Annotated in this window: 27 protein-coding genes; 5 read left to right on the top strand and 22 right to left on the bottom strand. The window is 39.3% G+C overall.

The window, feature by feature from the left end:
* Positions 1 to 37 precede the first annotated feature (37 nt).
* From JI65_RS04395 to JI65_RS04345, 11 genes are all read right to left on the bottom strand, one after another.
* Positions 38 to 757 (bottom strand): transaldolase, encoded by a 720-nt coding sequence (locus JI65_RS04395; protein ID WP_191014171.1) that lies wholly within the window; start codon positions 755 to 757, stop codon positions 38 to 40.
* Between the two features lie 478 nt (positions 758 to 1,235).
* A complete protein-coding gene (locus tag JI65_RS04390; RefSeq protein WP_191014170.1) occupies positions 1,236 to 2,177 on the bottom strand; it encodes an alpha-amylase/4-alpha-glucanotransferase domain-containing protein in 942 nt (313 codons plus the stop codon).
* Positions 2,125 to 3,135: a polysaccharide deacetylase family protein gene (locus JI65_RS04385; protein WP_191014169.1), complete on the bottom strand. Its 1,011-nt coding sequence runs from the start codon at positions 3,133 to 3,135 to the stop codon at positions 2,125 to 2,127. The genes JI65_RS04390 and JI65_RS04385 overlap by 53 nt, the downstream gene beginning before the upstream one ends.
* A gap of 13 nt (positions 3,136 to 3,148) precedes the next feature.
* Positions 3,149 to 3,685: a 4Fe-4S dicluster-binding protein gene (locus JI65_RS04380; protein WP_191014168.1), complete on the bottom strand. Its 537-nt coding sequence runs from the start codon at positions 3,683 to 3,685 to the stop codon at positions 3,149 to 3,151.
* The gene (locus JI65_RS04375; protein ID WP_191014167.1) at positions 3,682 to 4,254 is read right to left on the bottom strand and encodes a hypothetical protein; all 573 of its coding nucleotides are present in this window, start codon (positions 4,252 to 4,254) and stop codon (positions 3,682 to 3,684) included. Before JI65_RS04375 ends, JI65_RS04380 begins: the two co-directional genes overlap by 4 nt.
* On the bottom strand, positions 4,251 to 4,943 hold the full coding sequence (locus JI65_RS04370) for a hypothetical protein (protein ID WP_191014166.1): 693 nt from the start codon (positions 4,941 to 4,943) through the stop codon (positions 4,251 to 4,253). The genes JI65_RS04375 and JI65_RS04370 overlap by 4 nt, the downstream gene beginning before the upstream one ends.
* On the bottom strand, positions 4,936 to 5,451 hold the full coding sequence (locus JI65_RS04365) for a hypothetical protein (RefSeq protein ID WP_191014165.1): 516 nt from the start codon (positions 5,449 to 5,451) through the stop codon (positions 4,936 to 4,938). Before JI65_RS04365 ends, JI65_RS04370 begins: the two co-directional genes overlap by 8 nt.
* Complete coding sequence (locus JI65_RS04360) at positions 5,444 to 6,523, bottom strand: RnfABCDGE type electron transport complex subunit D (protein WP_191014164.1); 1,080 nt, start codon at positions 6,521 to 6,523, stop codon at positions 5,444 to 5,446. The genes JI65_RS04365 and JI65_RS04360 overlap by 8 nt, the downstream gene beginning before the upstream one ends.
* 14 nt (positions 6,524 to 6,537) lie before the next feature.
* Positions 6,538 to 7,827 carry a 4Fe-4S dicluster domain-containing protein gene (locus JI65_RS04355; RefSeq protein WP_191014163.1) on the bottom strand — a complete coding sequence of 430 codons (1,290 nt, stop codon included), beginning with the start codon at positions 7,825 to 7,827 and terminating at the stop codon, positions 6,538 to 6,540.
* Positions 7,811 to 9,124 carry a hypothetical protein gene (locus tag JI65_RS04350; protein WP_191014162.1) on the bottom strand — a complete coding sequence of 438 codons (1,314 nt, stop codon included), beginning with the start codon at positions 9,122 to 9,124 and terminating at the stop codon, positions 7,811 to 7,813. Before JI65_RS04350 ends, JI65_RS04355 begins: the two co-directional genes overlap by 17 nt.
* Positions 9,125 to 9,224: 100 nt before the next feature.
* Positions 9,225 to 9,707 carry a divergent PAP2 family protein gene (locus JI65_RS04345; protein WP_191014161.1) on the bottom strand — a complete coding sequence of 161 codons (483 nt, stop codon included), beginning with the start codon at positions 9,705 to 9,707 and terminating at the stop codon, positions 9,225 to 9,227.
* Positions 9,708 to 9,797: 90 nt separating this feature from the next.
* Here JI65_RS04345 and JI65_RS04340 point away from each other — a divergent pair, with 90 nt between their 5' ends.
* Positions 9,798 to 10,811, top strand: a complete 1,014-nt coding sequence (locus JI65_RS04340) for a pseudouridine synthase (RefSeq protein ID WP_191014160.1) — start codon at positions 9,798 to 9,800, stop codon at positions 10,809 to 10,811.
* Positions 10,812 to 10,862: 51 nt separating this feature from the next.
* Positions 10,863 to 11,768, top strand: coding sequence for an ATP-binding protein (locus JI65_RS04335; RefSeq protein WP_242457159.1), 906 nt, complete (start codon positions 10,863 to 10,865; stop codon positions 11,766 to 11,768).
* 45 nt (positions 11,769 to 11,813) lie between these two features.
* On the opposite strand, the gene pcnB is transcribed toward JI65_RS04335, so the two are convergent.
* From pcnB to JI65_RS04285, 10 genes are all read right to left on the bottom strand, one after another.
* The gene (gene pcnB, locus JI65_RS04330; protein ID WP_191014158.1) at positions 11,814 to 12,950 is read right to left on the bottom strand and encodes a polynucleotide adenylyltransferase PcnB; all 1,137 of its coding nucleotides are present in this window, start codon (positions 12,948 to 12,950) and stop codon (positions 11,814 to 11,816) included.
* A 102-nt stretch (positions 12,951 to 13,052) separates the two neighbouring features.
* Entirely contained in the window at positions 13,053 to 13,238 is a 186-nt protein-coding gene (locus tag JI65_RS04325; RefSeq protein WP_191014157.1) for a hypothetical protein, read from the bottom strand.
* Positions 13,226 to 13,786 (bottom strand): eCIS core domain-containing protein, encoded by a 561-nt coding sequence (locus JI65_RS04320; protein ID WP_191014156.1) that lies wholly within the window; start codon positions 13,784 to 13,786, stop codon positions 13,226 to 13,228. The genes JI65_RS04325 and JI65_RS04320 overlap by 13 nt, the downstream gene beginning before the upstream one ends.
* A gap of 265 nt (positions 13,787 to 14,051) precedes the next feature.
* A complete protein-coding gene (locus JI65_RS04315) occupies positions 14,052 to 14,375 on the bottom strand; it encodes a DUF6572 domain-containing protein (protein WP_191014155.1) in 324 nt (107 codons plus the stop codon).
* Positions 14,376 to 14,387: 12 nt separating this feature from the next.
* Positions 14,388 to 15,002 carry a hypothetical protein gene (locus tag JI65_RS04310; RefSeq protein WP_191014154.1) on the bottom strand — a complete coding sequence of 205 codons (615 nt, stop codon included), beginning with the start codon at positions 15,000 to 15,002 and terminating at the stop codon, positions 14,388 to 14,390.
* Positions 14,999 to 16,294 carry a hypothetical protein gene (locus JI65_RS04305; protein ID WP_191014153.1) on the bottom strand — a complete coding sequence of 432 codons (1,296 nt, stop codon included), beginning with the start codon at positions 16,292 to 16,294 and terminating at the stop codon, positions 14,999 to 15,001. The genes JI65_RS04310 and JI65_RS04305 overlap by 4 nt, the downstream gene beginning before the upstream one ends.
* A 762-nt stretch (positions 16,295 to 17,056) precedes the next feature.
* A complete protein-coding gene (locus JI65_RS04300; RefSeq protein WP_191014152.1) occupies positions 17,057 to 17,458 on the bottom strand; it encodes a hypothetical protein in 402 nt (133 codons plus the stop codon).
* Between the two features lie 183 nt (positions 17,459 to 17,641).
* A complete protein-coding gene (locus JI65_RS04295) occupies positions 17,642 to 18,103 on the bottom strand; it encodes an SMI1/KNR4 family protein (RefSeq protein ID WP_191014151.1) in 462 nt (153 codons plus the stop codon).
* An 85-nt stretch (positions 18,104 to 18,188) separates the two neighbouring features.
* A complete protein-coding gene (locus tag JI65_RS04290) occupies positions 18,189 to 19,304 on the bottom strand; it encodes a Fic family protein (RefSeq protein ID WP_191014150.1) in 1,116 nt (371 codons plus the stop codon).
* Positions 19,305 to 19,531: 227 nt separating this feature from the next.
* Entirely contained in the window at positions 19,532 to 19,747 is a 216-nt protein-coding gene (locus JI65_RS04285) for a helix-turn-helix domain-containing protein (protein ID WP_191014149.1), read from the bottom strand.
* A 435-nt stretch (positions 19,748 to 20,182) separates the two neighbouring features.
* Between JI65_RS04285 and JI65_RS04280 the strand changes: the two genes are divergently transcribed.
* The 3 genes from JI65_RS04280 (at position 20,183) to JI65_RS04270 (ending at position 22,395) form a co-directional block, all read left to right on the top strand.
* Positions 20,183 to 20,563, top strand: coding sequence for a helix-turn-helix domain-containing protein (locus JI65_RS04280; RefSeq protein WP_191014148.1), 381 nt, complete (start codon positions 20,183 to 20,185; stop codon positions 20,561 to 20,563).
* 4 nt (positions 20,564 to 20,567) lie between these two features.
* Positions 20,568 to 21,236, top strand: a complete 669-nt coding sequence (locus JI65_RS04275; RefSeq protein ID WP_191014147.1) for a hypothetical protein — start codon at positions 20,568 to 20,570, stop codon at positions 21,234 to 21,236.
* 394 nt (positions 21,237 to 21,630) lie between these two features.
* On the top strand, positions 21,631 to 22,395 hold the full coding sequence (locus tag JI65_RS04270; RefSeq protein WP_191014146.1) for a DUF4469 domain-containing protein: 765 nt from the start codon (positions 21,631 to 21,633) through the stop codon (positions 22,393 to 22,395).
* Between the two features lie 492 nt (positions 22,396 to 22,887).
* Here the strand turns inward: JI65_RS04270 and JI65_RS04265 are convergent, their stop codons facing one another.
* Positions 22,888 to 23,346, bottom strand: a complete 459-nt coding sequence (locus tag JI65_RS04265) for a hypothetical protein (protein WP_191014145.1) — start codon at positions 23,344 to 23,346, stop codon at positions 22,888 to 22,890.
* Positions 23,347 to 23,456: the final 110 nt, after the last annotated feature.

Raw genomic sequence — 23,456 nt, 5'->3', positions numbered from 1 at the left:
TTTTACTCCTCTTGCTCATAATGAGAAAGCAGTTTGTCTACGAGAGAATAGAGAATCCGAGAGATTTAATATCTTTTGCGAATGTAAGAACCGTGTCCTGGCTTCCCTGAATCGGAGACTTTCCCATTCCGCCGAGTTTTTCGATAACACTGTTCGGTGTTGTGATAATGTCACAGCCGAGTTCGTCAGCCTGCATTACGTTGTAAACTTCGCGGGTACTTGCCCACAAACTCATTGTTCCGGGTTTTGATTTGCAGATTCTAACAGTGTCTTTGATTACTGGAATCGGGTCGTTTCCTGTGTCGGCGAGTCGTCCGGCAAATACAGAAACGATATTTTTTGTTCCCGGTGCAAATGCGTCAACAGCTTCCTGAACCTGTTCAGACGTAAAGATTGCAGTTACGTTAAGCTGGATGCCCTGCGCAGAAAGTTTTTTGATGAGCGGAGCTGTGCTTGTCATGTCAGTGAGCATAATCGGGATTTTTACGAAAACGTTCTTTCCGAGAGCTGCAATCACTTTCGCCTCTTTTTCCATCGTGTCAAAGTCGTCGCTAAAAACTTCGAACGAAAGCGGCAAGTCTGGAATTGCCTTAACAACGTCTTTTGCAAAAGAAACATAATCTTTTACGCCGGCTTTTTTCATAAGGCTTGGGTTTGTGGTAAAGCCCTTTACATAACCTGAGGCATACATCGCCTTCATGCCTTCAATGTCTGCGCCGTCAGCATAAACGGCAACTTTTAAGTCTTTGAATGTCATAGTCACTCCTTTTATTTTTACATCTTCTGCCAAGAGGCAAAAAAATGTTGTTACCTAAATAAATCTTTCATGTAGATTGCATTCACTTTTTTTCCTTTTTCCGGAAAATAAAGACCTGCCCACCCTTCTCTCTTGGGCAAATCCTGTTGCAAAAAAAGCGAGCTGTGTCAAAAACTTTGTGTTGAATCGTAATGACACCTTTTGGAAGCGAAATTTTCTTGATTTCGTCAGCAAATAAAATGGAAGAAAGTGCAAAAAAAGATAAAAGTGAGAGAATTATTTTTTTCATTTTTTTATTTCCCATTTTTTATACTATTATATCACGGTTTTTACAGGGGGGCATAAAAAAACAAAATGTGTCAGAAATTCTGCGCTATGAAAAATTGACTGAAAATTTATCTGATTCAGCGGGGAAAAATGATTCTGACTGTTCGCAGTTTTATGGATTCATACACCGCTTGCAGTCAGACATCACTTTTCAGGAGTGTCGTTTTTTCTTTGGCGGAGCAATCGAAAAAGTTATGAATTTTTCAATTTCCCTGTTTGCGGCAAGGTCAATTTTCCAATAAAGAGAAGTGATAAAAACCGTACCTTTGTCACTAAAAACAGGCATTGCGATGATATTGCAATCTTCATTCGGACCATAGATAAACGAAATGTCGTTCGTTGAGTCCGTAATTTGCAAGCCTGAAATATTTTCGAGACAAACACACTGCCGAGGTCGCTCAAAAAATTTCTTTTCCTCATTGCTAACCACTTCAAGATTATAAGAATTCAAACGAGGATTTTTAAAATTCATCTGGGCGAAATTTGACTCAATAATCAAGTTTGCCTTTAACGCAATCGGACTTTCATTTTTTAGGATAAGCTGAACTGTAAAGCCGTCAGAATTCGCAATATAATTTTTCCGAAGTGAAACTGGAAGATTCATTGTTGAATACTCGGCATCGCACCTCAATTTTATTTCATGCTTCGCACTTGAAAAATCAATTTGCCTGAATTTTTTTGTGGAGAACACGCCCGTATAAACGGAACCTGTCAGCATGTACTGCTCAAATTCTTCATCTGAAAGAAGGTGATCAACAAAAAAACCTCGATTGTATTTATCTTCAGGCAAGCGCGATGCTACCGCATAGTTCGAACAATTATGAATAACGTCCAAATGCGTAATTTGTCCAGAAGCAAGAGAGATGCACGCATTGTAGCTGGACATTGCACAAATATACTCGTTGTGACCGTCATTGTCATAGTCAAAAGTGGTCACAGCTTCGTCAAAATCTCCTACGCCACGAATAACTTTTTCAGCTTCTGCCAAATATTTATATGCAAAATGCCGCACTTCACTGTTAAAGAAGTGATTTTCATCATCATAAAAATATGATTCCCCGTTTTGTGCAGCCCATAAGAGTTCTTTTGCCATATTTTTGTCGGGCTTTGTCGCCTTTGCATTGCGAAAGAAGAATTTCTATGTAGAGCATTCGTTCGTAGAGTTGCTTGTTCTTTGGGTTTTTTATAAGAAAGTCTTGGATAGTCGTATATTTTTTTGCGGATTTTATTCCAGAATGAACATAAGCTGAATAAAAATCTGGCGATTTTCGCAAAAATTCCAAAGGCAACGTCAAAGCGATTTTGTCAGAAAAATCATTTTTTACGGTCGCATAAAAGTTTTCCAACCAGCCTGAGCTAAAAAGAGAAGAAAATGTTTTATCATCTAATTTGATTGCCAAAAATCTTTCGTCACATTCAGCAGATGTTTTGTCAGAGAATTCGTCGTTTTCTGTTCGCGATTTTACAGTTTCGTAAAGATTGTTCAAAAAATCTTTTGGAGAAACATTTGCATCTGGAACAAAATCGTCATAATACAAAAGTGATTTTAAGGCTTTGCCTTGCTCGCTCATCACCAACGGAAGATAATAATTTTTGTATTCCGAAGCTACGTCACTGTCAAGGAAAACGTATTCCATTCCGCAGGACTGAAAACTTGTTATAAGAGAACTGTCCCAAATCGACTTAAAAAGTGTGATTCCGCGCGGGCGTTTACCAAATTCTTGGCGTAGGTCCGTCGTTAGAAATTCAATTTGACCAGTTCTGTCAGCAGGAAAAATCAGCGGAAAAGCAGGATTGTAATATCCCCCGCCGACAATTTCAATTTGAGTCTTTAAAAGTTTTGAGATAAGAGTCGTCGCTTCAGGATGATATTTTGAAATCCATGAAAGTATCGGACCGGAAAGAAAAAGGCTCAACTTGCTGTCAGGATTCTTAAAATAAAAAGACAAAATATTCTTGTAGACACCCTGATATTTCTGAGCCAGTTCGTCAGGCGCATTGAGATGAACTTGATCTAATGATAAAAAGAGGCAGAGATTTAATTTTTCCATTTTTTAGTAATTTTTAACGATTCCTGCAAAATATTTTATAGCATTCAAACCAAAAATCAAAGCCTTTACGTTTTTCTACAGGTCGTTCGTCAGAAATTGGAATCATAGAAATAAGATTGATTGGACAGGCGTCTAGGCAAAGTCCACATCCGTTACAAACATCAGTTACAACGGCAACATTTTTTTTGATTATAATTGCCTGCTGGGGACATTTTTTAAGACAGTCGCCATATCCAATGCAGCATTTGCTATTTCTGTATGCAGAACCATACTCTGATGCGAATAAGAGACAGTTTTTTTCGCCAAGGTAATTCAAGCGTTTTTCGAGTTTACTTTTATCTTCTGAATCGTCTACGAATGCACGAACATTTGGGTTTGCTAAATGCTTTACGAGCGTTTCATCATCGTTAGAAAATTCTTCCGATGAAAGAAGCTCGTTAATTCCTTCATATCTGATTTTTAGGGCAGGAATAAATGAGTAAAAAAAGAAGTAAAGTATTCCTGAAATCAAAAATATAAAAAGGAAAAGAAAGACTAATGAAAAAATCAATTTGAGCCTCCCGCAAATACAAAATTAAACCAAGAAGTATTCCATCCGCAAACTGCAAGAATAACAACCGCAAGGCTGAGTAAAATTACGCTATAAGATTTTAAACCAGTTTTAGGCGCGTAAAAACTTACTCGCTCTTTTACGGAGTGGAAAATAATTATCAAAAGATAGAATGAAAGAATGCATGAGCATGAAATTACGACCGCATGAGCCAATGAGATTCCTTCTCCCATACCTAAAAGCGTGCTCAAAAATGGTACAGAAAATTCAAGCGGTGATTTTTGCAAACCTACACCCAAAAAAATTTCGATTATAAGCGAAATCACAAGAAAGACCAGAATAGTTACGAGCGGAAAAAGTTCTGTAAGCTGTGCTGGAATTAAAAGCCAGTCAACTAAAAGATAGCTTAGGGAAGTAGTTGAGGCTGTAGTTGAGAGAGCTTTTACTGCGGAAAGCACGATTTCTGAATCGTTGCCTTTTATTGATGCAATACGATGAATTCCAATTCCATAAAAAAGCACGGCCGAGGATGCCAATATGTAATAGAGAATTGTGTGCAGCATTATCATTTTTGTTCCTCCTCGTTCCAAAATGCGTCGCTTTCTTCAGAAGCGTCACTCAAACTTTTATTTCCAGACCGAAACGTTTTAGGCAAGTTTTTTAAAATAGAGAATTTTGTCCGTATGTAAGCAAGGAAAACAAGCAAAATTGAAACCAAACACAAACTTCCAGGTACAGTTGCAAAGAATACACCAGCAGATGTAGTTTCAAGACTGTATGGCAAATTTAATACGAGCATTCGCTTCCATGCGGGCAAAGTCAAAGTGCCAAAACCAATCAAGTCTCTTAGCAAAAAGTAAACGAGTGTGTTTAAAGTTATGATTCCGCACATTTTTAAAATTTCAATAAAATGCGCTTTTAAGTGACCAAATTCTTTTAAGAAAAAGAATTCAAAAGCAAGCGATGAAAGAGTCGGCAAATAAATTGCAAATCCCAATGTAAGGGCAATTACTGGACAAAATATAATCAAAAGCTGCTTGTACAAAATTGTGAATGCAATAATCTCGACAGCAACTAACGTGTTTCTGAGATTCGTAAGATTCATGTGCCTAAGTGCATGCAGGAGCAACGTCACAAAAAGCATCTGAATATTAAAAAGTAGAATCAATATAATTCCGTATGCCATTCGTCCTGGTACCGGAACGAACATTGCAAGATTTGCGGCAATATAAAAATAAGTCTTGTTGTTATTACTCATCATCAATTCCTTTTAAGGGGGCTTTGTTAACTTTTCGAGTCTTTTTTATGATATTAGTTACGTTCTGCTTCCAATAGTTTATGCTTCCTGCAGAAATTTTTGAATCAGCAGGAGAAACTGCTTTTCCAAGGTCTACGGCGAATCCTGCAAAATCAACTTTTTCGCAATTTTTTCCGTGACATAAAAAAACAGCCGGAACAGGCCCAATCAATGACGGAATGCGAACAATCACGCCGTAATATTTTTCATTTGGCGCCGCGCCCACTTTCAAAAGCGAATACGCAGCAGCGCTTGTGGAAATCGTTGAATTCAATGGAATATATTTATCAACAATATATGATTCTGACGGATATTTATCCAATACAGCCTGCATTTCTTTCCCAAGTTCTTCTTTCCAAGAATCCTGGGCTTTTATGACAACTAATACCAAAATTGATGTCATGAACACCAAGATTGCAAAAAAACTAGAATATGTCACTAAAGTTTTTTTTGTTTTCGGGTCAAGCATGTTCGCCCTCCGATACAGAAATTGCCTTCTCAACAAGAGAAGTACTTATATCTTTTTTGAGATAATGATTTTCGATTGACTGAATCAAAGGCGAAATAACATTTATTATGAGGATTGTGAACACATATCCCGAAGATGACATGCCAACGCCAATAATCAAGAACGCGAGAATTCCTGCAAAAAGTCCATAGAAAAATTTTCCACGGTTTGTGAGTGGCGTAGTTCCATGCCACTGCAGAAGAAAAATCGTGGAAAAAAGAACACCGCTGCTCAGAAACGCAAGAATTACGTCACCGTTAAAAAGTGGACCGTTGTATAAGAATGGTGCCACAAGACGGACAAGCCCCCCGTATGTTATAAGGAACACACAAGGAATTATCGGGCTTAAAAGATTAAACGCAAAAAGATAAATCGAAGAAACCAGCGTGAGCAAATTGAATCTGAATGCTGGGATTATCGAATGTGTATCCCAAAGGAATGAAATATATCCGTCTGGAATTGCAACTCCAAACATGGAGAAAAGTTTTTCATTCAAAAATCCGGTTATTTTCGGGTCAACCGATAAAACTGGTATTGAGCCATTCTGAATCAGAGTAAGAGCTGGATTTCGAACTTGCAAATCCGAAAGCGAAATTGAAAGTTGCGGAAAAAACTGCATACCGATAATCCAACAAATTGCAACAGTTACCGCCACAGGATTAACCCAGGAATTTGCGAATCCGCCAAGAACATAGCGATTAAGTAAAAGAACCGAAAGTGTTATGAAAAAAACTGTAAACGGAGAAAAAGCTGACGGAATCATCAATCCTATCGCGAGACCACGGATAATAGAAACCGTTATCATAAAAGCATCTTTTCGGTTTGCCGCATGATCAGTAATGTCAACAAACAAAGAAGCAAGCAACGAAGAAATGATGATTGCAATTGATGCAAAACTTTTTGTCAGTAGCAACATCAAAACATGAGGCAAAAGAAGTGCCAGTATGCAATATGCCTCAGTTCTGACAGATGGCGTTAAGTATTTGAATGGTTTTAAACTAACCGATTTTAGTAAATTCTCATTGTTTTTCATTTGTATCAATCAACCTACTCTTTTATTTTTTCCTTTACCAATGCAATTGTCTGACACAAAGGAATTCTTGACGGACAGACGGCATTGCACAATCCGCATTCGCTGCATAAAAGCGAAATCTTTAAAACATCAGGTTCCTCGTTTTCGGAATGAGCTGCCCTATAAATATTTCCTGGCCACAAATTAACAGGACAGATTTTTCTACACCGACCACAACGAATACAAATCTCAGTATGCTGAGGAGCGACTTGTTCCTGTGGAAGGAATGTTATGGACTTTACATTCTTTGAAATCGGAACGTTAAGCCCGGTTGCGGCAAGTCCCGTAACAATTCCGTTTATAATGATTCTTGCAGGCGGTTCTTTGAATCCGCCAAACTGTTCGACTACAGAGCTAATCAGCGTGCCGATTTTTAAATTTAGGATTCCTGTAACGTTGAGGGAAGCTCCATTTACATGAATATATCGGTCAATCAGCGGTTTTTCAAAAACAATAGCATCGTAGATAGATGCAAGTGTTACAGAATCAACAAAAAAGTCTTTTGCACCGAGTTTCTCAAAAATTGGGTTTCTGCAAGATTTATGCTTTTTTATAGAAGAAACCAAATCATGCATCGTTCCGAACGGATATTTTTTTACATCAATTGGAACAAAGAAAAGTTTCGCGTCAGAGTCAAAATATTCGCCTAAAACAGATTCGTCGGGCTTAAAAGATTTTTCATACGCAAAAACAACTGCAGTCGCTTCGATTGCCCTTGCAAGAATCGCAGCTCCGCCGTAAATCTTCTGAGAAAATTTTCTCGTAACAAAACTGTCTGTACATCGCTCAGGATCTTCGTCAAACAAACGGATAACGAGAACTTTACTTTCTTTTTCTGAGATTTCTTTTATCTGCTTATAAATTGGCTCTGCCTTTTTAAAGGTGTTCTCAATTCCTGCATCACGAAGCATAAAAGCTAATGAGGACGAATCATAGATTTTCCAGTCAATCTTATCGTGCTTTTTGCCAGTAATTGAAAAGGCCCCAGAAAGCATGATTTTTATAATCAATCCTTGCTTGCCGTCTCCGTAATCACCGACAAAAATGTCAGAAACAATTCCCGGAACCGGCGAGTGGACGTTTTCAAAACGACCTTTTGCAATAACCTGCCCCTCTTTTACTTCGTCCCCTTTCTGAACCAAAAGCTCTTTTAAGCCATCTTTTTCGGAACCGACGGGTACAAAAAAGTACTTGGACATATATCCATTCGCAACAGAGTCAAACAAATATTTTTCTTCTGAAATAAACTCAGACACTGAGACCATATTTTTTTCTTCCCAAAATATAATATCCGGCCAAGACCGTTGGTATTAATATAAAAATCAAAAGACTAATGACACCAAATCTTTCGATTGTGACACCAATGCTTTTTGTAAATCCATAGTTAGTATTTTTTCCCTGTTGCAGAAGCATTTTTTCCAGCGCAGGGTATTTTAGTTTTTCAATAGAATCGTAAGAAATTTGCTTAAAATCGTTGTTGAAAATATAAACCGGAGTTTCTGTCGGAACGATTTTTCCATCAACATCTTTATAGTCTGTCACGGAAACGACTTCGTTTTCAATTGGTTCTGTAACAAGTTTCGAAGAATCAAGCTTTTTGAACGGGAAAGTGAGCACATTCCAATTCCAGTGAATATAATCGTCAAGATTCGGAAGAGTTTTCTCACCCTCTGTTATAGGAGCTGGCAAAGCCGGCCGAGTGGACGACGACTCAAATCGGCTGAGTCTGTTGGAAAAGAAAAGACAAATTCCAATAACAGCAACGACGACCGTAAGAATGCAAAGCAACCTAAAACCGCGTCGTTCCATAATAGAAATTGTTTTGGCCCCGCGAATGTAAACAGGGTTGAACACGTAACGAGAATATTTTAAATTCTCACATGAATTCAAAATATAAACCATCGAAAGAGCCGAGAGAACAGACATTACATAAAAGAATGCGTTCAGCGGAGATGCTATAAAAAGCACGAGAACTGGAAAAGTTATCAATGCGATTATATAAACCGACGAAGCCATTGTTTTAAAATAGTCCCGACGGTTCAAAAGCCGTATCAGCAAAAAGATTCCGAGCTGGCAAAGACAACTTGCCGCAGCGACTGTGTACAGCGGCCTCGAATAAGCCAAAAGAAGCAAAAAGAATGCTGATGCCGTAAAAATCTTTTTTTGTTTCGTGAATAAAATCGTTACGAGACAGAAAAAACAAGTGATAATCAAAGCAATCCACGGAAAAGATGAAGAACCATCCGTTCCCGCCGACGTATTTTGAAACGCCGAAAGTTCTTTTATAGAATATTCAAGATTCTTGTCCTGACCGTCAGGAATATAAAAAACATAAGCGGTTTTGCTTTCATCAGAAAAAAAAGCATTCCGGGTAAAAATATATGAATCCCGTGATTGAGGCGGAAGAAGCTCAAAATCAGTTTTTAGAAGAGGAATACGCTGGTTTCCGCGACTGATTACATTTTTGCAATTGTTTTTTTCGAGAAGCGCGAGAATTGAATGCTCGTCAAGTTCCTGAGACATTACATAAAGAACCTGATAGCCGTTCCAAATACGACTCACGGGAAGCTCCCTAAACGAAGTGAGCAGGAAAAAAGTGAGAAAACATATTATTGCAGGAAACAAGATTTTAATGCGTATCTTCATTTTTTCAATTCTATTTTTAAAGGACGGCAAATGCAATGCCATTAAAAAGTCCCAAGAGACTTCCAACGACGACTTCCATTGGCGTATGCCCATTTACTTCCTTTATTTTTTTAAATTCATTGTACAGACCTTTTTTCTCAAGCATTTTTCCAACCTCATTGAGTTTTTTTGCCTGAAGCCCGTTTGCCCGCCGAACGCCGAGCGCATCCCGAACTGTTACGAGATAAAAACACAATGAAAGTATAAAAATATCAGAGCCGAGACCTGAATTAATTCCAACCGAAGTTGTTATACAAGCAACAATTGCTGAATGCGAAGACGGCATACTGCCCGTCCGCCAAAAAAGAAGCTCCACAAGTTCCGTAAAACTGTGAATCTGGCCTGCAAAAAGCTTAATTATAGTCTTTATAAATTGAGCACTAAACCAGCTGAAAATGCAGGCTAAAAAAGTGGGGCTAATTAATAATGAATGGAATTGAACACCTACATCAGCTAACATAAAAAATATTTTAACAGTCTGAAAGTTTTTGTCTAGTGGAAAAGAATAAAATCCGATAGATAAAAAATATTTTTCTTTTTATAATGGCTTATGAATTTTATTCATTTTACCGCAAGCCTAGATGATGACGGAAGAAGACTCGACAGAATCCTAAAAAAACTCTTGCCGGAAGAAAATCTTTCTTCCCTTTACAAATCATTACGAAAAGGACTCATAAAAGTCAACGGAAAAAAACAGGACGGAAATTTTAAAGTCAGCGAGAATGATGAAATTTTGATTGCCGACTTTCTCTTGAATGCTGAAAAACCAGCCACAGAAGATTGCTGCTGCATAAAAATCAAAGATGAAGATATTTTGTTCCGGAATCAGCATTTGCTTATTTTAAATAAGCCGTATGACATTCCTGTTCAGCCAAACGCAAACTCCAAAAAAGGAGAGTCAATAAGCGAGATGGTATTGGCGGAATTCAAAAAATCAGCTTCATCTTCGCTTTCGTTTAAGCCTGCCCCGCTCCACAGGCTCGACAGAAAAACTACTGGCGCGCTTGTGATTTCGCAAAGCTTGAAGGGCGCTCAGTGGTTTTCGGATGTGATAAAAAATCATCTTGTAAAAAAAATATACGTTGGGATTGCGTGCGGTTTTTTACCAGAAAAGCAAATCTGGACTGATAAAATAAAGCGTGAGGAATCTTCCGAAAAAACTGCCTTTCATACAGTTTTGGTCTCAAAATCTGGCGGGGTGGCTGGCGAAGAGATTTTTGAGGACGCAAAAAATGCCGAAACTACGGCAACTCCGCTTGCTTACGGCGAGTACAACAACAAAAAAATCACTTTGGTAAAGTTTGAAATTGGCACGGGGCGAACTCATCAAATCCGTTCCCAGTCTCAGGCGCACGGTTTTCCGCTTTTGGGAGACACTGCGTATGGCGGTGAGAAAATCTTAAAATCTGTCGGACACGATTTTTATCTTCATGCCGTAAAACTTGTTTTTCCGAGCGACAATCCGCTGGAAATCCCGGAAAAAATTGAGGCTCCCCTTCCAAAAAAATTTTGTGATTTTTTGGGGGCTTGCTTGATAAACGCACCTGAGCGTCTTATATTTTAAAATATGATTTTTACAAAGTTTTTAAGTTTATTTGGATTTGAAGAAAAGAAAATGTCTGTTTTCGCTTTTTTCGGTCCAAGCGGAACTGGAAAAAGTTTCAGAGCAAAGCTCATCGCGCAAAAGCAAGGAATAAAAGTCATAATCGACGACGGACTTTTAATTCAGGATGATCAAATTCTTGCTGGCCGTTCTGCAAAACTTGAAAACAGCTACATGGGTGCTGTCCGCGTTGCACTTTTTGACGACAAGGCCCATCGTGACGACGTTGCAAAAGCTATCCTTCGGCACAGAATAAAAAAAATCCTGATTCTTGGCACGTCAGAAAAAATGGTGAACAAGATTGCATTGCGCCTTCAGCTTCCGCTGCCAGAAAAATATATTCGCATTGAGGATGTGGCGACTCCGGAACAAATGGAAGAAGCCAGAAGAAGCCGCCAGATTGAAGGAAAACATGTTATTCCTGTTCGAGCTTACGAAATGAAGGACAAAAATTATTCCAAGATTTTCGTAAATACGATTCGTGTTGCGCTTGCTAGACGAAAATGGTTTTCCAAATTTTTTAACAAAAATAACAAGAATGACTCCCCAGCAGCCCCAACAGCAAACTCAAAGCTGTTCGAAAAGTCGGTTGTTCGTCCGGCATTTGCAATTCCTGCACGGAAAAATATTTCTCATGCGATTCTCGCAAACTTGTCCGTAACGTACATGGCAGAATTCAATAAAGAAATCAGAATCAAAAAACTTTCGATAAAAACCGGGAACGCAGGATACAGCTTTACGATGACGATTGACCTTCCGTTCGGAAGCAATCTTGCTGAAATTACGCAAAAAATAAAAGATTACGAAATAAAAATGGTAGAAAAAGAATCGGGAATTCTCATCGAAGACATTTTTATTGTCATCGATAAAATCCTTCCGCCGTCACCAACAAACAGTCCGTCTTCAAAGCCGGCATAAAAAAACAGCCAGTCCCGAAAAATCAGAAGTGGCTGCCCTTCAATCTTACTGCGCAGCTTTTTGTGGATTTTTATTGAATCCTGGCTTAGTTGCAACAGCGTTTTTAGTAATTTTTTTTGGAATACGAACTCCAACCCCAAGTTTTAGAAGCACGTCCTTTATTGCATATTCAAGTTCCGTGCGCTGAGGATTTATTGGAAGTACAAAATGCCTGCATTCGCTCCAAGTCTTTGTGTAAAGCTCACCTGCGGCACTTTTTGTAAGAACTTCCTGTTTCCAGTCAGTAAGAGTCGTAATAAAATCATAAATCAAAAAAGCAAGTTTCTTTCCGAGCCGGGCATCTTTATGTTCCCGAACCAAGGCATCAAGTTCCTTGAGATGCTCCATGTAGCTTGCTTCGAATTTTTTGTCGTCAAAAATCATTTGGCTGGCAATAGGCTGCAAATACATGTACAAGTCCATTTCCATTGCCTCAGCGATAATCTCGTAAGAGTGACCGCTGTTTATGATTTTGAGCATTTCTTCTGTTAGCCGCGATGGCGAAATTGGCGAAAGCAACGGGCTGCACTTTCGGATTTTGTGTTTTAATGCGTGAGGCATTTTGAATCCGAGAGTCGAAGCGAATTTTACTGCACGAAGCATACGAACCGGGTCATCAACAAAAATCCTGTCCAGCGGAATAACTGGCTTTACGACTTTTTTACGGATGTCCTCCACGCCGCCAACGTAATCAATTACGTATTCTTTGATAGGATCGTAATAGAGCGCGTTGAGCGTAAAATCCCTTCGCTGAACGTCCTCGTCCATCGTTCCGAACGAATTTCCTACAGAACCTTCACAGATTGAACGGAATGTAGAAACCTCAAAAATTTTTTCTCCAAAAAAAACATGAACCAAGCGGAATCTTTTTCCAATTATTCTTGAATTACGGAAGAGTTTTTTGATTCTTGAAGGCGTTGCGTCTGTAACAATATCAAAATCTTTTGGACTTTTTCCAACTATAAGATCCCTTACAGCTCCGCCTACAATGTAAGCATCACAACCACAGTTACGCAAATGTTCAACGATATAAAAAGCGTCCCTGTCTATTTTCTCCCGTGGAATTTTATGTTCATCTTTTGTATAAACTATAGCCTTACGGACAGGCTTACCTCGTTTGTCTCTAGAATAGCGAAATAACACATGATAATAATAATGAATAAAAGGGAGCACTACAAGTGAATTTTTTTATGTAAGATTCCACTTGTGTGCTCCCCGCAAGTTTTCTGGGGAAAACTCGCGAAGTTAAAGCACTACGAGTGAATTTTTTACTGCAAGATTAACTTGTGTCAATGCAACCGTGTCTGCCGTAAAAAGCGGCTGCACCTCTGCGGCATAGTCTTTCTTCTTTGCCCTCATTATTTTTTTCGCATACTCCGTGAGGACTTGCGCAATAAGCTTCTCGGCATCCCTCCTTCCTAGCTGAGCCATGATGCCTCCCCGCCGTTTACCCTTGAATAGAAGTCCATAAGGTACTTGAGGTAGTCGCTTTCCGCCATCCACGTCTTTCTGCCGCTTACCTCCACAAGGATTTCCCGGGCAATTCCGTCTGCGAATTTTGCCGCCTGGGATTTTTTCAAAGTTACGTATTTTCCGCGGTATCTAACTGTCATGGTGGCATCTCCCTTACTGTCTACATTCTTCTCGTTTTCTTCGGCTTCTGCCTCAAGCTCGTCCCGTGTTGCATTGACGAGCTCATGGCGTTTTTTGTTCTGTGCGACATGCGTCAGCTCATGTGCAAGGATTTTCTGCCCTTCCTCGGTCTCAGGGCTGTAGGCCCCGCTACGGAAGAAGATTGTGTCCGCAGCCGCAACGGCCAGTGCGTGAAGGCTTCTTGTGTACTCATTCGCGCCAGGGCCGTAGATTATCCTTACCCTTTCCAGGTCTGCGTCATTTTTCCTGTTGAACTCGCCGATGGTTACGCTGTCGAGCTGGTGCATCCTGTCGCTACCCCAGCCCCTGTCTGCGGAAGGCTCCATGTCCTGCCACTCCGTCAAACCCGGTTCATTTTTTGGGGGAGGCCCTGTTTTTTTTCGTGAATTAATGATTTTTTAATTTTGTTTTTTTATTCTGGGCGCATTTTAAGTTTTGCAGGATGCAAAACTTAAAACCAGGCTTTACGCCGTTACGCGCTAACCGCGCTCCATTCCTGCACTTCGTTTCGGAACGCTGTCGCGCGGCTACAATCCTTTGCGCGTAATTGAGATGAGAAATTTTTTTATCAGCGAAAAAAATCTAGCCTACCTAGCCTTCAATATGGCATTCTATCAGGATTCCGGCTTGACCAAAGCTGTCCTGAGCGGTCTGCAGGAATTTTTCTACGGTTTTAGAAATGTCATATTTGAAATAAATTTCTATTAATGCAGATGTTATTTCTTTGTCAGAATACTGCTTTTTATACTGCCCGCTCTGGATGTAATATGCATAGGTATTAAGTTTGTCCTGCAACAATTTTAAATGTCCATACTCATTGCTCCAGTCAAGATTGTCTGCCAACATGAGGCAGATTCTTTTGTTTTCTTCATCATACGCGAGACCGTCTATTGTTTTTGTATTTTCTACAGACATTTTCTGCTCCTTCTACAGATTGTTTTTGTTAAGGTAGTCTAAGGCAAGTTCTAAGATTGTTTTTCCATGACTTCTAAAATGATCTTCATATCCATCTTTCATACATTCTTCAATTAGTTTTCTAGCTTCGTCATACCTTTGCATATGAATATACACAGTAAAAAGTCTTTTTACATTCTCCATTTTATTATCACCAATATATTCAAGAAATTTTAAATCTATATCTTTGGTAATTTTTTTTACTTTCTCTGTAATTTCATCCAATATACTATTTATAGTTTCTTCAGGATTATTACCCAAAGGTCTTACTGTGTTTTCTATCACAGGAATGCTAGCAATAGCAGTTACACCTAGTGCTCTGAATGATAGCGGCTGTTTTTTTATTTCAGGCATATCTATAACATCCCAATAGATATCATCATAATCAAGAGATTTTATTCCAACCCTATACATTAACAAATTATTTAACGGATTAAGGTCGTAAATAATAGAAATGAAACAATTTTCATGAGTAAAAAATAAAACACACAGCTTATTTTTCATCCCATATTTTCTCCCCACCTTTTTAATTAATTCTTTACATTCCTTTTCTTTTGCTTTAATCTGCTGCTTTTCTTCTCTTGTCATATTTCATCTCCCGGCCGTATAACATTTACTTTAGTTCCTTTGGGTATTTTTTTTATTTTAGTTCCCCATTTTCCTTTTACATTTGTTATTACTCCATCAAATAACAATTTAGGGTTTTCATCGTACCCATCATATATAGCAGTTTGATTTTCCGTAAATCCAGCAGACAATGATGATTTATATTCCTGAATAACGATATTCCCACTGTCATCTAGCCCGACGGCATCAAGCTTTAGAGTTACTTTTTTGCCACTTTCAAGCGTAAACTCAACTTCTACCTGTGTCTGAGCATCATGGTATTTCTCACAGAACTTTTCAAAACTGTCTTTCTCAAATTTTGCTCCTGCCTTTTGGTTCTTTATGGCAGTTTCGTATTTCTCGCTCCACTTTTCATAGCTCAGCTCTCCTCCGTTTTCCTGATAATCTTTCCAGCGAACAGCCTTGTGCTCCGGAGTACCGGCTGCATAATCTGTTTTAGTATACACTTTTTTATTTGTTTTCGGAACAGGCAACCCGAACTCTTCCAGCTCGTCATAGGATGCAAATCCTTTGCCTTTGGAACCGTCATTCGGCCTGTGCCATCTTCCTTCCTTGTCCTGGTAGTACGAATGAGCTCTTGCATCTTCCACGGAAGATTCAACATTCTTTTTCGGCACGTCATCAAGGGCTTTTATTTCATTCTCGACATCTGCCTTTTTCATTCCAGTGCCGACGGAGGTCATGAAATCAAACACGGCAAAGAGGCCGAGAGCTTTAACTATTCTTTCGAATGTCTTTCCGGCAGCCTTGAGGTGTTCTCTGTTTCGCGCGTTCGATGCCTGCTCGTAGAAGCTGCAAATGGATTCTATCAGGGCTACTACGTCAAATGCATCTCCAGCCGTTCCCAAGAATGTAAGGAGTTTGGACAGTTTCAGCTTCCTTGCAAGCTTCATCAGGAGCGGCTTCACTCTTCCCGCAGGAATCTTTTTGAGTATCACTCCGATTCCCACGAGTGCGACAACTGTCACCGCCACTGTCGCAATGTCCAGCCCCAGGTTTTTGAATGCCTCTCTAAAATCTGCATAGGAAATTGCCATAGCGCATTTTTCAAATGTACTGAGCTTCACGATTTCTGCATCGCTGTCGTCCCTTGCCTCAAAATAAAGCTCGCTCACATCCACTATGTCAGGCCGCGTGCCCGTACCGAGCGAGTGGCTGAAGATTGTCGCCGTTACCTTGTACCGCCCCTGCTCTTCAACATGGAAGCTTCTGTCCCATGTGTCAAAATCCACAAGAGAGCGCACTTCGTCCATCGTAGAGACGGCTTCCTCGTACTTGCCGGTCGCTGGATTTTCCCGGGATCATAGTCCTGTCCGCATTTATAGTATTCTCCGGTATTCCCGAAGTCCACGCTTACCTTCGGCTCTATGATGCGCGGCAGTATGTAGGTTTCTCCAAATCCCTTGTAGGAGATTGATATGATTGCCGCATTGGATCCGCTGGCATTTACGCTTGTTTTGTAGTCCCGAATTTCTTGTTTGTAATTTTGGGAATGAATAGTTGTATTTCTAACTTTTTTTTATTGCTTTTGGGCGCTTTTAAGTTTTGCAGGATGCAAAACTTAAAAGCAGGCTTTACACCGTTACGCGGAGTGCTTCTGAGAATCTGATTGCTGTTTTTGTGATTTTGCTGTACTATACGTCTTACAGGGGACGTTTTACGGATTGCGGCGGCTTGCCTCCGATTTCTCACGAATGAAGGAGGCCGTCTGTGACAGGGTATGAAATCGCGATGCTTGTCATTGCAATTATTGCTTTAGTTATAGACCTGCTCACCTTCCTACTTAAATAGGACTTAGAGCATAGAAAAAGCCCGCCTGTAAGTAACCAACTCCAGCGGGCTTGTAATAATAGCTAACGGAGGCGGTCGCTAGTCTGCATTGCGTCCCCGTTTGTTTTAATATACATTGCGTTATGGCTTTTGTCAACTTTATGCTTAATCACAGAAGTGTGCCATGTGGAAAAATAAAACTTTATAGCAAACAACACTATGTGTGGTGGTTTCGGCTTTGCCGATTATTTTATCTCAATCTCATAGAGATTCTTGACATCGCAGTCTTTTGGGACGAAAGCAAAATACTGCTGGTCGTTGTCCACTTTGAACGAAACGAGCTTTGTTTTTGTCTTTCCCCAGTATGACTTCATGTACTGCTTGAAATCCCTTATGTTTTCCTTCCAGTCAAGCTGCATGACATATTGCTCCCTGACAAGGATATTCAGGATTAAAAAGCCGAGCACATTCTCTTTGTCATATTCTTCGTAAGACTCAAAGTCTCCCCAAATCTGAACAAGGTTGTATTTTTCGAATATTGCCTTGTCTCCGAGTGTCTTGAAATCGACTATCAGCTGGTTCACGGCCTTATGGAATTTGGGCGCGATAATTTTCTCAAGCTCCGGGCTTTCTGCATCATTTCCCATCCCTGCAGCAGGTTCACGGCGGAGAACCCGGCTCCTGTCAGAGCGGCTATAGCTGCGGCCACGGCGCCAGCTTTCGCCACAAGGATTCCGATTATCACGGATAGGGCGAACCCGAACGGATTCCCGACTATCTCGTCAAAGACCGCCTTTCCCGAATAGTGCAGGAAATAATCTGAGTTATTTTTAAACTTTTTCTTTGAAAAGTTCTTTGTTCATTTCTAGTCGATTTATCAGAAAATCAACAAGGGAATTTGCTATCTTTATAAACCTATCTTCACCGCTTTCATTATAAAAATACACAGGAGGATTATCACCTTCGGACAACTTAAAGAAACAAAACATACAACCTTGACTCATCCAGAACACAAAATCATTGTCAGTTAATTTATTTTCTGATTCATTTTCATTCAAAAGCTCAACTGCACCTTGTCTCAAGTCATATATTTCATCCATAAAACAAGAATCTCCACCCATATAGCATCCTTCGGTACCATTTCCAATAGCTGACATAAACTCAAGATATGCCTTTGGAAGTTTTCCTGTTTTTATGATAGAATTTAATTTAGATAATTGGACTTCTGTACAACTGTTCATACAAATATCTTTCTGCTCAAGTTTTGTTATTAAATCACTTATAAAGTTCATTTATTTCCTCCTTTTTGTATTTCAATGCGAGTTACTTTTATATTTGGGAATTCTTTCTCAAACAGTTTTTTCTGGGTATTTTCTGTCATTCAATCACCTCCCAATGGCCGTTTTTGTCTGCACCAACTCGTTTGATGATTCCTTGCTCCTGCAATTTTTTCATGTTTTTATTTATGTTAAGACGTGCAATTCCAACAATACTTGATAATTCTTCTTGTGTAATAAATGGATTTTCTTTAATCACATCAATTATTTTCTGTTGATTTACAGTAATCTTTACAGTTATCTTTTGAGTAATCTTTGCAGTATCGTTTATTGACTGATTTTTCTCCGAACTTTTATCGTTTTCTCCGAACTTTTTGATGTATTCATCATAATCAACATGAGTGTAGCGGTTTTTAAGCTCGTTGTTTTTACCTAAAATAAGGTTTCGGAAGAAGCGTTCCAGATAGACAGGATTTTCTTCTATTCCTGCTTTTATATTTTTGTAATTGGCACGTACAAGGGCATTTCTAAAATACCAGCTGTTCTGGGCAAAAATATCATTATATACTTTGTAGCCCATTGAACGAAGATACTTGATTGTAAAAACGGCAGTTGTTCTGGTGTTTCCTTCTCCGAATGCGTGAATCTGCCAGAGCCTTGAAACAAAGAAAGTAATATGCTTTATGATTTCATCTGTAGAAAGGCCTTTGTACTTAAAATTACGTTCCATTTCAAAATCGTAATCAAGAGCGGCCTTAAGTTCAAACGAAGCTCCGTACATTACTGTATCGCCATTTAATACCCATTCTTTTTTTGTAATATCGTAGTCGCGGATTTTACCAGCAAACTTAAAGATGCCTTCAAAAAGTCTTTTGTGAATTGCAATCAGATGAGAAGGACTAAAATTAAAAGATGGCTCACTAAGAATCTGTGCGATACGGCTGGAAACTTTATCGGCTTCTTCGGTTCTTTCATCATCCTGATTTCGGGCTGTGCGGCTTTCATAATATGAATCAATCAGATTTTTTGCTTCATCAAAAGAAAGCTCACCTTCTATATTCTTTTTAGCGGTTTCATATAGATATGAAGAAGGCTTAAGACCATCAACCTGCTGCAAACCAATGGCGGTAGACCAAGCAAAAGTTTTGTCTTTTTTGCTTGCATCTGTATGGCGGATGTATTCTTCAAAATCTATTTCGTATGGATTCTTTTCCACTTCAAACCTCTTTTTATCAACAACCGGATTTGTTCAGGTCTAACGACCTTCACTTTTTAATGAGAGCATCGTTAGATGCGAGCAAATCCGTTTGTTATTTTTCCTTATTTTTCAATAAGGTTAGTCTTTCCCATTTCAATGAACTCTCGCCAAAATTTACAAGCAGTCCAGTTACTCCAGACTTTTATACTATCATATTATAGTGCCAGAAAACGACACTGTGAAAATTATTTTTGTTCCGCAGGATTTATTACGCAAATATCCCCAATATCACAATTGAGAGCCCTGCAAATTTTAGCAAGACTGTCCATGGAAACATATTCACCTTTATTCAGTTTGGCCAGGATATTTGTTGAAATTCCAGCCATCTCGATAAGGTCTGTTTTATTCTTGTGCCCCATTCCTTTATAACGAGCCCAAAGTTTACTGTAATCAACCTGCATAGTATGGAAGATTATACTATGAGCTCAGATTTTAAGGGGGAAAAAAATCACGCTTTCACAAAATATTTTTCTTAACCACTTCTCTGTACACTCCATGTTCCGTTTCCTATTACCCCACAAAACGTTTTATGTCATCTGATGAATCATGTACTATTACTCCACGATTCATCAGATGACGGTACACGAATCGTCAGACGACACTCCACAAATCGTGTACTGTCATTACACGATTCATCACAAGTAAGTACACGAAAAATTTCATACAACTCTATGAATTATTTTTTTACAATTTTGTGAATAATTATATTCAATATCTATTGACAATTTTACTAACTGAAATTATATTATATTCAGATGCTAAAAAAGCCATCAGGCATTAGACGAAAACCTGTCAGGTTTTCTACGAACAAATAGGGAGTTAAGGATGGAATTACTATGGCAGAAGTTACAGCATTCGGAAAAATCTTAAGGAAGATGAGGATTGACTGTTCGGAGGTTTTGGGAGCAATGGCAAAGCGGCTTAAGGTTAGCCCCGCATACCTTTCTTCCATTGAGAACGGCGGACGAGAAATACCGGAAGATTTTATCGAAAGAATTGTTGCAGAATACGGTTTGAGCGAAGCTCAGAAAAACGAGCTTGCAGAAGCCAAGGCAAAGGTTAAGGGAGCCGTAAACGTAGATTTTACGGAGCAAAAAACAGATGCAAACTATGTGGAAACCGCAGTAATGTTTGCAAAAGATTTTTCACGGCTCACAGCCGAACAGGTAAGCCAGCTTAAAGAACTTTTGAAGCAATTTGAAAGTTCGGGGGTATAACAGAATGGAAGTGTGTCAGAATGAAGCGCAGATTGAGACAGCTATAAAAGAACAAAAGGCAGAAGCTCTCGTTCTTACAGATGACGGGATGCACCTTGCGGCATTCTGGACGCGGCTCTTATGTGGTTGCGGCACAAACGGAAGATTTGAACCAATCTATGTGATGGAGAACATAATTCCGCTTTTTGACAAATCGTTCAACTACGAGATTGTTGAAGCGAATGCATGGAAGAAAGGCAAGTTTCTTCAGGCCTATTACACTCCTGAGGCAAACAAAATCGTAATCCGCAGCGATGTTTACGAACGAGCCATTGCTGGCAGTGTGCTGGATGTAATTACTATCGCACATGAGGTTGTGCATTGCATTCAGTCAATTATCTTGCGACTTTTGTATGCCATGCAGTGCGTTGAATTCAAGACCGCCTTGTGCGGCACGGATTCTTCAGAAATGCGGCAGCATGAACTTCAGACTGACAAAATCACAGCCCTTGTATTAAGTCCGAACAGACTTATTGAAGGCAAAACCGACGAAGAGATTTTACAAAAGTATTTTATTTCGCCGCTAATCCAGCTTATTTTTGGATTTATCAAGCAGGCCGGAAAAAGCCTGATTGAGGCTCTTAATGACACGAAATATTTTACGCAGAAGGAGGAAGAGACAAAAACTGCCTAAAACATCGTCAGTTTTTGTCTTCCAAAGTTTGCGTTGCAAACTTTTATATTTTATGCCGCTTCTCATTACATTACGAAGCGACTTTTTAGGAGGAAGAAAGATGTGCCGTATGATTGTTTTGGCGGCAGCAAAAAAAATGGCTTAAACTACGCCAATAGTTTTAAGCCATCTAACAGTAGAAAGCAGGAAAATCTGCTCACGTTCATAAGATTTATCCTACTTCCTATTGTGATTTTTTGCAACTGCCGCATACGCAAAACGACAATTTTTTGTCAATATTCGCGGTTATTGAGCATGCCGAAATGACCGCCAGGAAAAATTACAGATTTCGTATGGAAATTCTAAAAATCGCTTGGGGGACTGTCGCCCGCAAAAAAGACAGTAGGATATTATTATGGAAAATATTTCAACGCTGAAAAACAGCTCTTCGATTTTAAGCGTGACTTTGCACGAAAACAACTTCACAAAAGACGGAACTTATTACGCCACGGTCAGCCGTAATACAGCCACATTCAAAAACATCCTTTCCGAGATTGCAGAGGACAACAAAGGCATGGATCCTTTCATGCTCCAGTTCGCCGCAATCCTGATTCAAAAGAAAATCCTCAAGATGCTTGAGCAGGGAAAAGCCGTAAACGTCCTTGACCTCGGAACAATGTACATCGCAATGAAGTGCAATGCCAAAGGAAAAAGCGATGTTTCAGAAAGCGGCAATTTCTACATCAAGTTCACGCCAACAAATCTTACAAATGAGGCGATATCTTCTTTAAGCGTGGATAAAATCGTCTATGCCGACGGAAGCCCTGAAATCACCACAATTGCAGACTTGTCAAATGCAGAAGCAAATGGCTCCATCACAAAAGGAAAACCGTGCAGAATCTCAGGAAGCCGCTTAAAGCTTGGAGGAGAGACCTGGGGAATCTACTTTGCTCCTGTCGATTCGGACGGAAAAATGAATCCTGACGAAAGCCAGTGGACAAAGGTGAATGAATCAAACCTGTTCCGCAACAAGCCGACCGAGCTGAACTTCTTTGTTCCGGATTTCCTTACAGAAGAAAAATACAAGATTGTTCTACGCACAAGTTATCTTGGAAAAGGTACGAGTCGTAAAACTACGCTTGAAACTGTAAGTGAAGTAATTTCAGTGAAATCTGAATAGTTCTTACACGCCCCGGCTGAAATCTTTGCGGATTTACGCAGGTCTTTCAGCTGGGGATTTTTAAATTGCCACACGGATTCGAAAAATCTAACGATTTTTCAGGTACTGTTGGTTGTGGGGCAAAGAACGGGGCTGCCAGTTTTAGAACTTACTTGTGGCACCCGGTAGTGTCGATTGCTTCGCGTTGCTCGCAATGACGGTGGAACGGCAAGAGTCACTTTGAGCTTCGCCTTATAGTGGTTGTGTTTTCGACTACGCTCAACCACCGCAATCCCGCCAACCAAAGCGCGAGTTTTCGCTAGAAAACTTGCGGGAAACGCACAAATAAAGTTAAATTATCAAATCCAACTTGCAGCGTTTCCATAAACGCACAAATAAATTTAAATTCTCAAAGCCAACTTGAAGCGTTTCCGTTTATCTGTGTCCCATCACTGTTTATCCGTGTTCATCTGTGTCAAAACCGACAGCACATTCATTATATGCTATTGGATTTTACTCACGGCATTCTGTTATTTTAAATACAGCATCTTTATGACTGCATAATAGTTCATAAATCTTTTTCTGGGTATATTCTTTAAATACAATTCCATGAGTATTACAAACAGTAAAATACGCAGCGAATAATTCTTCGTCATTTTCCGTAATGCTAAAACAAACCATTTGATAAAATTTTGAGTCATCTTTACTTAACTCAAGATTAAAATCGTCAGTGACGGTATAAGAATACTCTGGAATAAAAATTTTAGTTTCTGCTTTATCTTCATTCAGAATCGTTTCATAAAGAATCCCGTTTTTAGAAAACAAAATTCTTTTATTGGAAAAAGCTAATTTTTTGCAAAAGCCTTCATTTTGAACAAAATCGTTGTATTCACTTTTTAACTTTGACGGAATGAACAAATATTTTATTTTTTCAGCGGGCACTATTCTTAAATAAACATCATCATTTTCCATCACTTTAATTCTTAATGAAAAAATTATGTACAGACTTAAAATAATTATCCAGTATTTTTTTTACTTTCATTTTTTCTTCCTTGGGGAAATCTTCACAACTGAGGCTGAGC

It is taken from the genome of Treponema zioleckii, from assembly GCF_014737315.1.
Lineage (GTDB): Bacteria > Spirochaetota > Spirochaetia > Treponematales > Treponemataceae > Treponema_D > Treponema_D zioleckii.
Note: the sequence above shows the minus strand (reverse complement) of the source record. Positions and strands in the feature narration are given on the sequence as shown.